The organism is Uliginosibacterium sangjuense, from assembly GCF_059132465.1.
On record NZ_CP101132.1, the window covers coordinates 10,381 to 25,595 of the forward strand.

The 15,215-nt window shown below is 68.1% G+C and carries 11 protein-coding genes; 5 read left to right on the forward strand and 6 right to left on the reverse strand.

Going from position 1 to position 15,215, the window contains the following annotated elements; genetic code table 11:
* Positions 1-205 precede the first annotated feature (205 nt).
* The gene (locus NMB43_RS00055) at positions 206-5,299 is read right to left on the reverse strand and encodes an alpha-2-macroglobulin family protein (protein ID WP_494350104.1); all 5,094 of its coding nucleotides are present in this window, start codon (positions 5,297-5,299) and stop codon (positions 206-208) included.
* A gap of 377 nt (positions 5,300-5,676) precedes the next feature.
* On the opposite strand from NMB43_RS00055, the gene ruvB reads away from it, so the two are divergent.
* From ruvB to NMB43_RS00075, 4 genes are all read left to right on the forward strand, one after another.
* Entirely contained in the window at positions 5,677-6,729 is a 1,053-nt protein-coding gene (ruvB, locus tag NMB43_RS00060; protein WP_494350105.1) for a Holliday junction branch migration DNA helicase RuvB, read from the forward strand.
* 346 nt (positions 6,730-7,075) lie between these two features.
* Complete coding sequence (locus NMB43_RS00065; protein ID WP_494350106.1) at positions 7,076-7,726, forward strand: DUF502 domain-containing protein; 651 nt, start codon at positions 7,076-7,078, stop codon at positions 7,724-7,726.
* A complete protein-coding gene (locus NMB43_RS00070; protein WP_494350107.1) occupies positions 7,723-8,112 on the forward strand; it encodes a DUF2784 domain-containing protein in 390 nt (129 codons plus the stop codon). The genes NMB43_RS00065 and NMB43_RS00070 overlap by 4 nt, the downstream gene beginning before the upstream one ends.
* 40 nt (positions 8,113-8,152) lie before the next feature.
* Complete coding sequence (locus NMB43_RS00075; RefSeq protein WP_494350108.1) at positions 8,153-8,884, forward strand: UPF0149 family protein; 732 nt, start codon at positions 8,153-8,155, stop codon at positions 8,882-8,884.
* Positions 8,885-8,951: 67 nt separating this feature from the next.
* Here the strand turns inward: NMB43_RS00075 and tyrS are convergent, their stop codons facing one another.
* Entirely contained in the window at positions 8,952-10,226 is a 1,275-nt protein-coding gene (gene tyrS / locus NMB43_RS00080) for a tyrosine--tRNA ligase (RefSeq protein ID WP_494350109.1), read from the reverse strand.
* Positions 10,227-10,343: 117 nt separating this feature from the next.
* Positions 10,344-11,159 (reverse strand): AraC family transcriptional regulator, encoded by an 816-nt coding sequence (locus NMB43_RS00085; RefSeq protein ID WP_494350110.1) that lies wholly within the window; start codon positions 11,157-11,159, stop codon positions 10,344-10,346.
* Between the two features lie 273 nt (positions 11,160-11,432).
* Here NMB43_RS00085 and NMB43_RS00090 point away from each other — a divergent pair, with 273 nt between their 5' ends.
* Positions 11,433-12,665 (forward strand): MFS transporter, encoded by a 1,233-nt coding sequence (locus NMB43_RS00090; RefSeq protein WP_494350111.1) that lies wholly within the window; start codon positions 11,433-11,435, stop codon positions 12,663-12,665.
* A 4-nt stretch (positions 12,666-12,669) separates the two neighbouring features.
* Here NMB43_RS00090 and NMB43_RS00095 read toward each other — a convergent pair whose 3' ends face one another.
* The 3 genes from NMB43_RS00095 to NMB43_RS00105 form a co-directional block, all read right to left on the reverse strand.
* Positions 12,670-13,884 (reverse strand): exo-beta-N-acetylmuramidase NamZ family protein, encoded by a 1,215-nt coding sequence (locus NMB43_RS00095; protein ID WP_494350112.1) that lies wholly within the window; start codon positions 13,882-13,884, stop codon positions 12,670-12,672.
* A gap of 13 nt (positions 13,885-13,897) precedes the next feature.
* Entirely contained in the window at positions 13,898-14,422 is a 525-nt protein-coding gene (locus tag NMB43_RS00100; protein ID WP_494350113.1) for a DOMON-like domain-containing protein, read from the reverse strand.
* Positions 14,423-14,743: 321 nt separating this feature from the next.
* Entirely contained in the window at positions 14,744-15,082 is a 339-nt protein-coding gene (locus NMB43_RS00105; RefSeq protein ID WP_494350114.1) for a zinc ribbon domain-containing protein YjdM, read from the reverse strand.
* Positions 15,083-15,215: the final 133 nt, after the last annotated feature.

The window sequence follows — 15,215 nt, forward strand, 5'->3', positions numbered from 1 at the left end:
TAATCTCGCAAACATCACGATTCCACTGCTCCCTTGCTAGTTGTTATCGGCTTCTTTACAAATTCGACGACATGCTAAGTTGCACTGCATGCCTTGAAATTAGCGAATAACCAGATTTGATCGGTCGGTTCAATCCGCGCCGCACAGCATTCCTGCAGCAAGTATCGCCACGCCCGGTGGGTTGCCGCTTCGCGGCGAACCCACCCTACTTCCTGTCCATCACCACAATGGGCTCCGGCGTCACGCCAATCCCCCTCAGCTCCGCGCGGTACATGTCTTCGGCATACGGCGCCGGGACGGTGAACTTGCCGGGGGTGACGGCGCGCAGCATGTAGTACAGCGTGGTCTCGCCGTAGGGGAGCTTCACCGCGGCGACGAAGCGGTCGTCGCGGTATTCGGTGTGCTGGATGCGCGGGTTCTTCATGGCTTCGCCGATGTTGACGCTGTCCACGATGAACTCGGTGGCCTGGGCGCCTTGCGAGATGTTGAGGTTCTCGACTTCGAGGCCGGCCGGGACGTGGTCGACGATGAGGCCGTCGTTGATCGGTTGCTTGGTCTTGATCGTGAGGCGGGCGATCAAGGTGTCGCCGCTCTTCAGCGCGCCGCCCTTCCACGGTTTGCCATCGGCAGTGAACCAGGTGCGGCTGATGTCGATCTGGTCGTTCTTGGGTGCCGGTGGCTTGAGCGGGAAGCCGCTGGTTTCGACTTCGACGAACAGGGCTTGCGGGCCGGTGTTCTCCAGCGTGATGCCTTTCGCATAGACGGCGGGGTCGAAGTGGCGCGATTCGCTGGCGAGTGACTTGAGGCTCTGCTTGCCCTCGGGCGTTACGAGATCGGCCGACCATGCCTGGCTGGCGTCGCCACCGGCGGCGCGCGCGGCGAGGAACAGGGCGAGGCGTTCCTGCGTGGAGTAGTAGCGGCGCTCGCCGATGCGCTCGGCCACGCCGAACAGCAGGGTCTCGCGTTGCGGATGCGCGACCTTGTGTTGCACCAGCAGGGCGTAGGCGCGGGCGAGGTCGCGCGGGGCGCTGCCGTAGTCGCCCAGCCATTCGCCGTAGTAGCCCCAGCGGTTGTTGGCCAGGCCGTAGCCACGCGTCATGGCGTCGTTGAAGGCTTCTTCGGCGCGCTTGTTGTCGCCCATCAGTTGCAGTGCCAGGCCCAGGTGGACCAGGGGCAGCGGCGAGCGGGCGAGCCAGCGGTGCTTGTCGTGCAGCAGGCGCAGCACGGCCAGCGGGGCCTTCTGCTGGCGTGCCAGCATGTAGCCGCTGTGGGCCAGTTCGGCGAAGTGCTGGTGGCCGGCGCGCAGCAGTTCGTACTGCGCGTCGATGTAGCGCTGGTCGATCTCTTGCGCGGGCTTGGCCGGCAGGCGATTGCCGGCGTTGTTGAGCTGCTCCAGCATCCAGTCTTCGGCGCGCTTGAGCATGCCTTCCTGCACGTTGAAGCCGGCGTCGCGTGCGTCCATGAGGAAGCCGGTGACGTAGGGCGTGAGGTAGTGCTCATAGGGGCCGCTGCTGTTCCACAGGCTGAAGCCGCCGGCCGCGCCCTGCATGCCGGCGATGCGCGCGACCGCCCCTTCGATGAAGCGTGCCCGCTCTTCGCGGCTGCGCGGCGTGAGGCCGTAGGCCTTGGCCCCCTCCTCGTCGATGAAGACATGCGGGTAGGCGGCGCTGGTGGTCTGCTCCAGGCAGCCGTAGGGGTAGTCGAGCAGGCCTTGCACCAGGTTGCGCACGTTCAGCGGCGGCTTGTTGGAGAGGCTGACCGATACGGTGGCGGAGCCACGGAAGAAGCGCTCCACCCATTGCGGGTCGAGCTTTGCGCTCTTGCCCGGCTCGATGCGCAGGCGGCGTGCATCCTGCTCGCGCGGCAGCGGCGGCTGCACCTGCAGGGCGAATTCGCGCTGGATGCGGTAGGCCGGCGTGCCGGCGGTCTTCACTTCCAGCGTGACGCGCGCCAGCCCGTAGGGGGCGGTGGGCTCGGCGGTGTAGCGCAGGATCTGCCGCTGCTTGTGGTCGAGCTTGATGGTCTGCTCGCCGCCGCCGATCTTCAGCGGCTCGGCCGCCTTGAGGCTCACCGTCATCTGCTGGGCGGACCCGGTCATGTTGGTGACATCCAGCGCGAGGCTGGCGGTATCGCCCGGCGCGATGAAGCGCGGCATCGACACCTCGGCCACGATGGGGGCGGAGACGGTCATCTCGCGGTCGGCCGCGCCGTACTGCTCGGCAGTGGAGGCCACCGCCATCAGGCGCAGGGTGCCGTTGAAGTCGGGCACGTCGAGCGTGACGCTGGCTTCGCCCTTGGCGTCGAGCTGCACCGGGCCGGAGAAGAGGTCGACCAGCTTCACCTTCTTGGGCATGTCGCGCGAGTCGCGCAGGTTGGCGTCACCGCCCCATTTGAGCTTGCCGCGGATGCCGTCCATCTTCTCGATCAGCTTGCCGTAGAGGTCGGCCAGCTCCACGCCGAAGCGGTGCTTGCCGAAGAAGAAGTCCAACGGGTCCGGCGTCTTGTAGCTGGTGATGTTGAGGATGCCCACGTCCACCGCCGACAGCGTGACCAGCGCAGGCTGGCCGGCAGCGCCGTCGACCTTGAGCTTCACCGTGGTCTTGCGTTCCGGCTCTACGCGGTCTGGCGCGGTGACGGCCACCTTGAGCTTGCGTTCCTCATGCGCCAGCGGCAGCCACGACAGGCCCACCGCGCGCGCCGGGGTGACGCGCTCGCCCTGGCTGCCGGGGCGGAACACGACGGCTGAGACGTACATGTCGGAGCGCGTCCAGTTCTTGTCGATCGGAATCGAGAGGCGCGTGCCGGAGGCGGACACCGCGAGGCGGCGGCTCCACAGCACCTTGTCGGCCTCGACCAGCACCAGGGCCTCGCCGTCGTGCGGCGGCACCAGGTTCAGCGTGATCTCCTTGCCCGGTTTGACCGGCACGCCTTCCAGCTTCATCTGCACGCGGTCCGGGCGGTTGCCGATGTCTTCGGCGCTCTGCGCGTTCCAGCCGGCGTAGAAGCGGTAGCGCAGGGTCTTGCCGGTCTGCGGGTCGGTGATCTCCAGGCGGTAGCGGCCCCACTGCACCGGCACGGTGAAGCTGGTGCGCGCCTTGAGCGCCACGCGGCCGCTCTGGATGACTTCCTCGGTCTCGGTGAAGCCGGAGTTCCAGCCGCGCTGGTCGTCGTAGCGCCAGTAGTACTCGCGGTTCTCCTGCAGCAGGCGGAAGGGGGCTTCGGCCAGCGGCGCGAACTTGCCGTCGAGGCCGACGCGGATCAGCTCGAACTGCGCCATGCTGCCCTCGCGGGCGACGTCGCGTTCAAAGACAGGGCGCAGCGCGATCAGCGCGTCGGCCGGCCACCACAGGCGTTCGAGCGAGCGCACCACGGGGCGCCCGCCGGATTCGAGCAGGCTCAGCGCGGCCCGCACACGCATCGGTGAATTCAGATTGCCGAAGTCGACCGGCACGGCGACGGTGGTGGCACCCTTCTCGTCCAGCGTGTCCTCGTCGAGGTCGCGGCGGGCCTTCTGCTTGTCGTCGTCCACATCCCCGAAGATGAAGCCGGGCCATTCCTTGGGCAGTGCGTTGCGCGCGCGCTCCACCGCCACGCTGCCGAGCAGGCGGTTGCCGGCGGCCGGCGCGCCGTACAGGTAGTCGCCCTGCACCGCGATCGTGAAGTCGGCATCCTTGCGCAGCGGGCCGCTGTCGCTCTGCAGGTTGAGCTTCATGCGCTCGGGCAGGAATTCCTCGACCTGGAAGCGCCACACCGTGTCCGGGCGCTTGGCTGCCGGGTCGGCGCGCAGCTCCAGGCTCCAGCGCCCGGTGGGGGCGTCTTCGGCCAGGGCGACGTTATGCCGCAGGTAGCCGGGCGTCTTGGCGTCCGGTTGCAGCACGGGCGAGGCGACGACTTCGCCGGCCGGGTTCTTGAGCGTGGCGCGCAAGGGCATGGGCTGCAGCGCACGGCCGTCGGCGCCGCGCGCCAGCACCGACAGGTCAAACTTCTCGCCGGGGCGGTATAGGTCGCGCCCGGCGTAGGCGAACAGCTTGGCGTCGCGCGGCAGGTGACCGCCGATGTCGAACTCGGACAGGTCCAGCCCCGGTTCGCGCAGCACCAGCATCGACATCTCGCGGCCACGCTTGGCCAGCAGCAGCTCGGCCGTGTCCGGCACGTTCTCCAGCGTGGCATGCCCGTCGCCGTCCACCTTGCCACTGGCCAGCACGCGCGCATTGGCGTCGAGCACCTGCAGCTCGATGCCCGACAGCGCCTTGCCGCTCTCCAGCGAGGTGGTGAACACATCGGTCTGCTTGGCCTGGCGGCGCACGTGCAGGCCGATGTCGCTGACATAGAAGTAGCTGACCTGGTACTCGTAGTTGAAGCGACCCGGCTGGCTCATCACCGCGATGTAGATGCCGGGCTCCTTCAGCTCGGGAATCTTCTCTACCGGGATGAAGGTGGTCTTGCGGCGGTTGGGCTTGTCATCGGTCAGGAAGCGGCCGAGATAGACGCTGGTCGTCAGTTCCTTCAGTTCGTTGAGCTGCCAACCTGAGGTCTGGCCCTTGAGGCGGTTGCGGCTGCCGTCCCAGTAGTAGTAGCCCTCGTCTTCCTCCTCCCCCTCCTCGTTGGCGGTGCTGCGCTTGCCGGTGATGATCTTCTCGGCGAAGGCGGGCATCTTGGCTGGCTCCACGCGCAGGAACTGGATGTCCACCTCGGGCGTGTTGACCGTCACCACCGGCAGGCCGCCGTTCTGCCGCGCCGGCAGTACCGTGCCCTTGCTGGCGAAGTAGAAGCTGGCCGCCATCTTGTCGCTGGCCACTTCACATTCCTTGGCGGCTTCGAGCTTGTCGCCGGCCTCGGTCAGCAGCGCGCCGTCGATCTTGATCTGGTACTTGTGCTGCGGCGTCACGCTGGGGAACACCAGCATGCGCCCGCCTTCGGGCAGTACCCAGTTGCCGTCGACGACTTTCGCCGCGGGTTCGCTCTGGTCGGCCTCGGCCTTGTTGCTTCGCTTGGCCTGGCGCTTGCCTTCGTCGGTGAGGCCCAGGTCGGTGACCTGCAGCAGGCGATCGAAATCCTGGTCGCTGCCCAGGGGCTCGGAGAACAGCACGGCCAGCGCGGGCTGGTCGTCGAACAGGCGGGCCTGGCAGGTCGTGACCTCGAAGGGACCGGCCGGCCCGGCCAGGATCGCCTCGCCACCCGCCTTGGCGCGCTCCGCGCGGTAGTGCTTGATCGCCAAGCCCGCAGCGGTGGCCAGCGCCACCACCACCACGCCTGCCCCGATGCCCGACAGCAGCTTCCTGTTCCACTGGATGGCCATGCTCGCTCCCTGATTGTTGTACGCCTGCGCGCGGCAGTGTCGCCCGGCACATTAGCAAGGAGTGATGGCGCGGTGTGCGCGCAATGACGGGCGATTTGAGTTGGCGCGGCGGCTTGCCCGTCAGTACGGGCGGGCGCGTGCCCTCTCCCCCAGCCCCTCTCCCGTGCTCGGGAGAGGGGAGGAGACGCGTCGTCCCTGCGCAGGCAGGGACCCAGTGGCTTGGCGGCCTTTCGTGCTGGGCCCGGGTGCCACAAAGACACTGGATTCCTGCCCCCGATCGGGTCGAGGGCAGGCACTGCGCAGGCATGACGGAGCTGGGGGCGCGAGGGTCGGCAGTGGGAGCGGACCGTGCCCTCCCCCTGTGCTATGTTGCGCGGATGATCGAGACCGATAAATTCCAGCCCGGCCGCCTTGTTTCGGCGGGCAACACCACGGCCCAGGAAGACGCCATCGAGCGCGCGCTGCGCCCCAAGCGCCTGGCCGAGTACGTGGGCCAGAAGAAGATCCGCGAGCAGCTCGAAATCTTCATCCACGCGGCCAAGAACCGCGGCGAGGCGCTCGACCATGTGCTGCTGTTCGGCCCGCCCGGCCTGGGCAAGACCACGCTGGCCAACATCATCGCCGCCGAGATGGGGGTGAACCTGCGCCAGACCTCCGGCCCGGTGCTGGAGCGCGCGGGCGACCTGGCCGCGCTGCTGACCAACCTGGAACCGCACGACGTGCTGTTCATCGACGAGATCCACCGCCTCTCGCCGGTGGTCGAGGAAATCCTCTACCCGGCGCTGGAGGACTACCAGATCGACATCATGATCGGCGAGGGGCCGGCCGCGCGCTCGGTCAAGCTGGACCTGCCGCCCTTCACCCTGGTCGGCGCCACCACGCGCGCCGGCATGCTGACCAACCCGCTGCGCGACCGCTTCGGCATCAACGCGCGGCTGGAGTTCTACACGCCGGAGGAGCTGGGCTTCATCGTCAGCCGCTCGGCCGGCCTGCTGGGCGTGGAGATCGAGGACGAAGGCGCGCTGGAGATCGCGCGCCGCGCACGCGGCACGCCGCGTATCGCCAACCGCCTGCTGCGCCGCTGCCGCGACTATGCCGAAGTGAAGGCCGAGGGCCGCATCACCAAGCCGGTCGCCGATGCCGCGCTGACCATGCTGGATGTCGACCACCTCGGGCTGGACATCATGGACCGCAAGATGCTCGGTGCCATGCTGGAGAAGTTCAACGGTGGGCCGGTCGGCCTCGACAACCTGGCCGCCGCCATCGGCGAAGCGCCCGACACCATCGAGGACGTGCTGGAGCCCTACCTGATCCAGCAGGGCTACCTGCAACGCACCCCGCGCGGCCGCGTCGCCACGCCGGCGATCTGGCGCCACTTCGGCCTGGCCATGCCGCGCGGCGCGGCGGGGCCGGATTTGTTCGGGGAGTGAGGTGCGCCGTGCAGGCCGTGGCGTCGTCATGCCTGCGCACGCAGGAATACCGTGTCTTGCAAGGCGGGGCATGGGACGAAGAACGACACTGGGTCCCTGCCTGCGCAGGGACGACGGAATGGGCCTGCCTACCACCCCCCTTCATGCCTGCGCAGAGCCCGCCCTCGACCCGATCGGAGGCAGGCATCCAGCGGCGCGCCGGGCCGGGCCGCATAACGGCGAGCGTGCCCGCCTTCACAGGGTCGACCGAATCGGTGCGTAGGATGGGTGGAGCGAAGCGATACCCATCGCCCATCTGCCCCTGCCCACGACATGACAAAAGAATCGAATTCGCCACACACGCAACATGAAAAAAGCCCTCACCCGCCCTTTCAGTACCCTCCTCGCCGGCCTGCTGGCCTCGCTGCCGCTGATCCTCACCGTGGTGCTGATCACCTGGGTGGTGCAACTGCTCAAGGACTACCTGGGCCCGCATAGCCGGGTCGGCGACCTGCTCGCCTTCATCGGCCTGCGGATCGTGCGCGACGATGAGTGGAAGGCCTATCTGCTGGGCGTGCTGATCTTCGTGGTGGTCATCTACCTGCTGGGTGTGCTGGTGCAGACGAGGCTCAAGCGCTACCTCACCGCGCTGGTGGACCGGACGGTCAAGCGCATCCCCCTGATCGGTGCGCTGTACGACACCACCGACCGCTTCATCGGCATGTTCGACCGTAACGCCAAGAGCGAGCTGGCGGCCATGCGCCCGGTGTGGTGCTTCTTCGGCGGCGAGGGCGGCACGGCCGTGCTGGCGCTGATGCCCAACCCGCAGCCGGTACGCCTGGGCGACAAGGACTACCTGACGATCCTGGTGCCGACCGCACCGGTCCCCATCGGCGGTGGCCTGCTGTACGTGCCGGCCGAGTGGATCAAGCCGGCCGAGCTGGGCGTTGAGCAGCTCACCAGCATCTACCTGTCGATGGGCATCACGCCGCCGCCGGCGCAGAAGCTGGCGACATGATCTGGCGCGCGGCGGCCGATGGTGTGCTGCTGCTGCACCTCTCCTTCGTGTTGTTCGCCACCCTGGGCGGCTTCCTTGTGCTGCGCTGGCGCCGCCTCATCTGGCTGCATCTGCCGGCGCTGGCCTGGGGTTTGTGGATCGAGCTGTCCGGGCGCATCTGCCCGCTGACCCCGCTGGAGAACCTGCTGCGCCAGCGCGGCGGCGAGGCCGGCTATGCCGGTGGCTTTGTCGAGCACTACCTGGTGGCCCTGCTGTATCCGGCGGGGCTCACGCGGGAGGTCCAGATGTGGCTGGCCGCGATCCTGCTGCTGGTCAACCTCGTGGCCTACGCGCTCGTCTGGCGGGCCTGCAGCCGCCCCCGCGCGCCGGGTTCTGGGCCACAATGAGGGTGTGCCAACCCGGCGCCCGCCGTCAAGGAATGTCCTCATGAGTGCCACCACCACCCTCGCGCCCGTTCACCCCACCGAGGCGCTCACCGCCGCCGAGCTGGAAGAACTCGATGCGCTGCTGGCGCACTTCGAGGACACGCCCTCGCTGGAAGAATTGGACGGCCTGTTCTGTGCGCTGGTGACCGGTCCGGTCGAGGTGCCGCAGGAGGAATGGCTGGCCGCGGTGGTGGGAGAGACGCCGGAGTGGGCCTCGGAGGAGCAGGCGCGGCGCACCGTCGAGCTGCTTACCAAGCACTGGCACGCGGTGGCCGACGGCTTCCGCGAGGACTGGAGCGGCATCACCCCCGAGGTGGGCGCCGAGATCATGTTCTTCCCCCTGCTGGACGACCCCGAGGACAGCGGCCACCCGCTGGCCGAAGGCTGGGCGCGCGGCTTCCGCGCCGGTCTCGACTGGCTGGAGGAGCCGCACTGGGACGCCCTGGAGGAAGACGAGGAATGCGTCGCCGTGCTGGGCCTGGTCGCCACCCTGGACTCCGGCGAGGACAATCGCGGCAAGCCGATCACCACGCACGACCGCGACGAGATCATCAGCCCCATGTCGGCCGGCCTGCAGTACCTCTACACCTTCTGGCGGCGCTGGCTGCGCGTGATCAACGCGCCGCGCGAGCCCTTCCGTGCTGAAGAGACGCCCGGCCGCAACGACCTCTGTTCCTGCGGCAGTGGCAAGAAGTTCAAGAAGTGCTGCGGCGCCCCTGAGCGCCTGCATTGAGGCGCAGCCTGGTGCTGTAAAAAAAGGCGGCCGAGGCCGCCTTTTTTCATCCCGCTACCCGCGCGTCTCAGCCCCAGCGCACCATCGCGTACTGCTTCTTGCCCCGGCGCAGCAGGGTGAAGCGGCCGAACAGGCGCTCGGCCTCGCCGATCTGGTGATCCAGCGCTTCGGCCTTGGCGCCGTTGATGGCCACGCTGCCGCCCTGGATGAAGGTGCGCGCCTCGCTCTTCGACTTGGCCAGACCGCAGGCCACCAGCGCGTCGATCAGGCTGCCCGCGTCGCGCGCGATCTGCGTGCCGGGCACGCCGTCCTGCGCGAGTTGTTCCAGGTCGGCCTCGGTGAGGCTCGCCAGATCGCCTGAGAACAGGCTGTGGGTGATGCGCTGCGCCGCCTCCAGTGCGGCCTGGCCGTGCACCAGCGCGGTCGCCTGCTCGGCCAGGATGCGCTGCGCCTCGGGCTTGCCGCCGCTGGCCTTGTCCTTGGCCTCGATGGCCTCGATCTCGGCCACCGACAGGAAGGTGAAGTAGCGCATGAATTTGTAGACGTCGGCGTCTGCGGTGTTCAGCCAGAACTGGTAGAAGGCGTAGGGCGAGGTCTTCTTCGGGTCGAGCCAGATGGCGCCGGACTCGGTCTTGCCGAACTTGGTGCCGTCGGCCTTGGTCACCAGCGGCAGCGTGAGGCCGTACACCTGGTGCTGATGCAGGCGGCGCGTCAGGTCGGTGCCGGCGGTGATGTTGCCCCACTGGTCCGAGCCGCCGATCTGCAGCACGCAACCGTGGCGGCGGTACAGCTCGGCGAAGTCGTAGCCCTGCAGCAGGCTGTAGGAGAACTCGGTGTAGGAGATGCCCTGGTCGTCACGGTTGATGCGCTGCTGCACCGACTCCTTCTTGATCATCGCGTTGACCGAGAAGTGCTTGCCGATGTCGCGCAGGAACTCCAGCGCGCCCATGCCGGCGAACCAGTCGTAGTTGTTGGCCATGATGGCCGCGTTGGCGCCTTCGAACGACAGGAAGGGCGCGACCTGGGCGCGGATCTTGTCGACCCAGCCGGCGATCACCTCGGGTGTGTTGAGCTTGCGCTCGCTGGCCTTGAAGCTGGGGTCGCCGATCATGCCGGTGGCGCCGCCGACCAGGGCGATGGGCTTGTGCCCGGCCTGCTGGAAGCGCTTGAGCACCAGCACCGGCACCAAGTGGCCGAGGTGCAGGCTGTCCGCGGTGGGGTCGAAGCCGCAATAGAGCGTCACCGATTCCTTGGCCAGGCGTTCGTCGAGCGCCTGCGCGTCGGTGGTCTGGGCAATCAGGCCACGGTCATGCAGGTCCTGGATCAGGGCGGACTGGTACATCGAGGGGGTCTCCAAGCAAGGCGCACGCGCGTGGAAGGTCGGCGCCGTCAATTCGAACCCGCGATTTTAGCCGCTGGGCGGGGGCAAGGCGAATCGGCGCGCGGGCGGCCGGCTTCTTCAGTCGAAGAAGGCGCTCGGCGACACGCCGAACTGGCGCTTGAACATGGTGGAAAACGCGGTCGGGCTGGCGTAGCCGAGCTGCAGCGCGACGTCGATGACGCGCGCGCCGGCGGCCAGTTGCTCCAGCGCGGCGAGCAGGCGCGCCTGCTGGCGCCACTGGCCGAAGCTCATGCCCGTCTCGCGCAGGAACAGGCGGTGGATGGTCTTGGGGTCGACGGCCAGGCGCTGCGCCCAGTCGCGCAGCGTGCTCGGGTCGTCGGGCTGCGCCGCCAGCGTCTCGCAGATGGCTTGCAGGCGTGCGTCGCGCGGGTTCGGCAGGCTCAGCGGCAGGGCCTCCATAGTCAGCAGCTCGTCGAGCAGCAGGCGCGCCACATGCTCACCGCGTGAGCCGGGGCCATAGGGCAGCGGCAACTCGATGGCGGCCAGGATCAGCTCGCGCAGCAGCGGCGACACGCGCAGCACGCGGCAGGCTTGCTGCAGGTCGGGCACCCGTTCGGGACGGATGAAGGCGGTGCGCATGCGCACCTCGCCGACCATGCGGATCCAGTGCGGCGTGTCGGGCGGCATCAGCAGGCCGCGCGTGGGCGGCACGATCCACTGACCCTGCGCGGTGCCCACCACCATCACGCCGCGCACCGCATGGATCAACTGGATGTGCGGATGGCTGTGGCGCCCGGTCTCCTCGGTCGGCAGGTAGTCGGCGGCCAGCGCGGTGACCGGCATCTCGCTGCGATCCAGGCCGTGCACATCGGGGATGACGACGCGCTTGGTGGTGGCTTCGGTGGAGAGGGCGGTGGCGGAGCCAAGTGTCATGGTAATGGCCTGATTGTGTTGCGAGGGCGTGCGCCCTCGCCGTCATGCCTGCGCAGAGCCTGCCCTCGACCTGATCGGGGGCAGGCATCCAGCGTCTTTCGCGGCAGCCCGGCCCGGGCGACAGGAAAGACGAAGCCACTGGGTCCCTGCCTGCGCAGGGACGACGCGGGGGATGAAGTGCCATTTTCGCGAAGCTCCATGCCGCATTCTCGCAGGACAGGCGCTTGCCTGGCCACTAGCATCGCGGTTCGCTCCCGTCCTGTCCGCGTCGCCATGCAGACCTCATCCGCCACGACCCTGCCCACCCCGGCCGCCGACGCCGCGCCCCCGGCCGCGCCGCGCACGCACTACAAGGTGCTGGGTGCGATCAGCTTCGCGCACCTGCTCAACGACATGATCCAGTCGCTGATCCTGGCCATCTACCCGCTGCTCAAGGACAACTTCTCGCTGAGCTTCGTGCAGATCGGCATGATCACCCTGACCTACCAGATCACCGCCTCGCTGCTGCAGCCCATGGTGGGCTTCTACACCGACAAGTACCCCAAGCCCTTCTCGCTGGTGGTGGGCATGGGCAGCACGCTGTGCGGCCTGTTGCTGCTGGGCATGGCGACGGACTTCCACACGGTGCTGATCGCCTCGGCCCTGGTCGGCACGGGCTCCTCGGTGTTCCACCCGGAATCCTCGCGCATCGCGCGCCTGGCCTCGGGCGGCCAGCACGGGCTGGCGCAGTCGATCTTCCAGGTCGGCGGCAACAGCGGCACCGCGCTGGGCCCGCTGCTGGCGGCCTGGTTCGTGATCCCGCACGGCCAGCACAGCCTGTCCTGGTTCGGCCTGGCCGCGCTGCTGGCGATGTTCGTGCTGTGGCAGATCGGCCTGTGGTACCGCCACCAGCATCTGGCGCCACGCACCCAGCGTGCCGGCGCAGCGCATGCGCCACTGCCCACGCGCGTGGTGGTGCGCGGCATCGCGATCCTGCTGCTGCTGATCTTCTCCAAGTATTTCTACATGGCCAGCATCGGCAGCTACTACACCTTCTACCTGATGCACCGCTTCGCGCTCGACGTGCAGACCGCGCAGATGTACCTGTTCGTGTTCATGTTCGCGGTGGCGGCCGGCACCCTGCTGGGCGGCCCGATCGGCGACCGCATCGGGCGCAAGCGGGTGATCTGGATTTCCATCCTGGGCGTCGCGCCCTTCACGCTGGTGCTGCCCTATGTGGGCCTCACGGCTACCGGCGTGCTGAGCTTCATCATCGGCTTCGTGCTGGCCTCGGCCTTCTCGGCCATCCTGGTCTATGCGCAGGAGCTGATCCCTGGCAAGGTCGGCACGGTGTCGGGTCTGTTCTTCGGCTTCGCCTTCGGCATGGGCGGCATTGGCGCCGCCGTGCTGGGCGTGCTGGCCGATCACCAGGGCATCGAGTACGTCTATCGCCTGTGTGCCTGGCTGCCCTTGCTGGGCATGCTGACGGCATTCCTGCCGGATACCCACAAGACAGCGGCGCGTTGAGCCCTCAGCGATAGAGCAGGAAGGCTTCGCGCTCGGCGAGCCAGCCCTGCTCGTCCGGCAGCGTGATCACATCGAGATCAGCGGGCGTGGCAGTCGCGTCATCCACCCACTCGCGCAACAGCGGCGAGCCGTTGATGAGGTCGATGGCGAGCCGCTCGTGCTCGTACTCGTAGGCGAAGTCGCGCCACAGCGGGTAGTCCGGATACAGCAAGCGGATCGCCTTGAAGGCCAGCGCCTGCAGGCGCCAGGGGCGGAAGGCCGCGTGATCGTAATGCGCGGTCTCGACATGGATCTGCACGCCGGCACACAGCTTGCCGACATGCTTATGGAAGGTCGGCTCGAACCAGATCTCGCGCAGCACGCAGCCGGCGAGCCACTGCGGGGCGAGTGCGCGCATCTTGGCGATCACCGCGCGGGCATCGATGTCCGGCGCGCCGAACAGCTCCAGCGGGCGGGTGGTGCCGCGCCCTTCGGACAGGGTCGTGCCTTCCAGCATCACCGTGCCGGCATAGGCGCGCGCCATCGAGAGATTTGCTGCGTTGGGGCTGGGATTGATCCAGGCGCGCTCTTCCGGCCAGCCGTAGCCGGGCGCGGCCTCGGGCTGCCAGCCCTGCATCTCGATCACGCGGTATTCCAGTTGCAGGCCGAGTTGCGCGATGAACCAGTGGCCCAGCTCGCCCATCGTCAGACCGTGGCGCATGGGCAGCGGGCCGGCGCCGACGAAGCTCTCCCAGCCGGCACGCAGGCGCAGGCCTTCCACCGGCCGGCCGGCCGGGTTCGGGCGGTCCAGCATCCACACCGCCTTGCCGTGCTGCGCGGCCGCCTCCAGCACGTACCTCAATGTGGTGATGAAGGTGTAGATGCGACAGCCCAGGTCCTGCAGGTCGACGAGCAGCACATCGAATGTCGCCATCATCGCGTCGGTGGGGCGGCGCACCTCGCCGTAGAGGCTGAACACCGGGATGCCCAGTTGCGGGTCGCGGAAGTCCGGCGACTCGACCATGTTGTCCTGCTTGTCGCCACGCAAGCCGTGCTGCGGGCCGAAGGCGGCCGTCAGCGTGATCTCGGGGCAGGTGGCCAGCGCGTCCAGCGCGTGGCCCAGTTCGCGCGTCACGGACGCCGGGTGGGCCAGCAACGCCACGCGACGCCCGGCCAGAGGGGCACGCAGCATGGGGTCGGAGAGCAGGCGGTCGAGGCCGAAGAGGACGGGTTGGGTCATGGCTGTGTGGAATTCAAAGCGCGAGGGTGAAGGACTCGCGGCGGTGGAAATCGGGGCGCTCGCTGGCGTGCTGCAGCGCCCAGTAGCTGAGCTGCCCGTCAGCCGTTTCGATCACCGCTGTCAGGCCCAGGGCGAGGGGCGGCGACGGCAGCAGTGCGATGGGCAGGAAGGCGCTCAGCGTGAGGGCCTCCGCCTCGGCTTGCACACGAATCTGCGGCGCGGCGGGCGGCACCCAGTCCACGCGCTGGCGACAGGTCGAGAAGGCATAGGCCGCCCAGTCGCCGGAAGGCGAGAAGTTGAATTCGCGGTAGGCCTCGCCGGTTGAGGCCACGAACAGCTCGCAGCAGGTGCGCTGCCACAGGCCGTCAGTGGCGGCAGGGTGCGTGCTGGGTGACGGGATACGCAGCGCGTCGATGTCGCCCGCGAGGCGGTAGACGAGTAGCCAGCCCGCGTCCTGTCGCGTCACGCTCACCGTCAGCGCGTGCAGGGCGGCGCAGGGCGTGGCGGGGTGACACAGCAGGTTGGCGTGAAGCGACATCGCAGGGCGCAGACGAGGATGGGCAAGGGCGCCAGTTTAGCCGAGCGGTCAGGGGGTGCCGTGCCGCTGTTCAGTACCAAGCGCAGCAAGGCGGCCTCGCGGACAGATCAGGCTGCGCAAGAATGAACCGGCGGATCGCCTGCGGCATCCGCCCTACATGCTGGGCGTGATCTCTTGCCCCTCATGCGAACCCCTCCCCAGCCCTCCCCTTACAAAGGGGAGGGTATGGCCGTGCCCCCGCAAAGGAGCTCCTCCCCTTTGTAAGGGGAGGCCGGGAGGGGTTCAGGCTTGAGGCCGTCGTCCTCCCGCTCGCGAACGGCCCTAGACCTTCTTCAGGAAGCAGGCCTTGAGCATGAACTTGCCCTCGTCCAGCTTGCAGTCGACCTCGTGGTCGCCGTCGCCGACCAGGCGGATGCTCTTGACCTTGCTGCCTTGCTTCAGCGTGATCGAGGAGCCCTTGACCTTGAGGTCCTTGATCAGCACCACCGAGTCGCCGTCCTGCAGGACGGTGCCATTGGCATCGCGCACGATGCGGCCCTCGTCTTCCAGGGCGGCGGCGACTTGTGGCCACTCATGGCCGCAATCGGCGCACACGTAGTTGTCGCCGTCCGGGTAGGTGTTCTCCATCGAACAGACGGGGCAGGCGGGAATGGCGGACATGGCGGGCTTTCGTGAATACGCGGGAGGGGCGGCGAGTATAGCCAGCTCGTGCCACGCGGACGCCGCTTGAGATCAAGGCGGCTTGATCGATCGCCCTCCGCCTTCCTTTCGGGCCGCAGCGAACGCCCTCCCC

Coding starts and splice junctions, on each gene's coding strand:
- NMB43_RS00055 (WP_494350104.1), bottom strand. CDS start 5,299: ATGGCCATCCAGTGGAACAGGAAGCTGCTGTCGGGCATCGGGGCAGGC.
- ruvB (WP_494350105.1), top strand. CDS start 5,677: ATGATCGAGACCGATAAATTCCAGCCCGGCCGCCTTGTTTCGGCGGGC.
- NMB43_RS00065 (WP_494350106.1), top strand. CDS start 7,076: ATGAAAAAAGCCCTCACCCGCCCTTTCAGTACCCTCCTCGCCGGCCTG.
- NMB43_RS00070 (WP_494350107.1), top strand. CDS start 7,723: ATGATCTGGCGCGCGGCGGCCGATGGTGTGCTGCTGCTGCACCTCTCC.
- NMB43_RS00075 (WP_494350108.1), top strand. CDS start 8,153: ATGAGTGCCACCACCACCCTCGCGCCCGTTCACCCCACCGAGGCGCTC.
- tyrS (WP_494350109.1), bottom strand. CDS start 10,226: ATGTACCAGTCCGCCCTGATCCAGGACCTGCATGACCGTGGCCTGATT.
- NMB43_RS00085 (WP_494350110.1), bottom strand. CDS start 11,159: ATGACACTTGGCTCCGCCACCGCCCTCTCCACCGAAGCCACCACCAAG.
- NMB43_RS00090 (WP_494350111.1), top strand. CDS start 11,433: ATGCAGACCTCATCCGCCACGACCCTGCCCACCCCGGCCGCCGACGCC.
- NMB43_RS00095 (WP_494350112.1), bottom strand. CDS start 13,884: ATGACCCAACCCGTCCTCTTCGGCCTCGACCGCCTGCTCTCCGACCCC.
- NMB43_RS00100 (WP_494350113.1), bottom strand. CDS start 14,422: ATGTCGCTTCACGCCAACCTGCTGTGTCACCCCGCCACGCCCTGCGCC.
- NMB43_RS00105 (WP_494350114.1), bottom strand. CDS start 15,082: ATGTCCGCCATTCCCGCCTGCCCCGTCTGTTCGATGGAGAACACCTAC.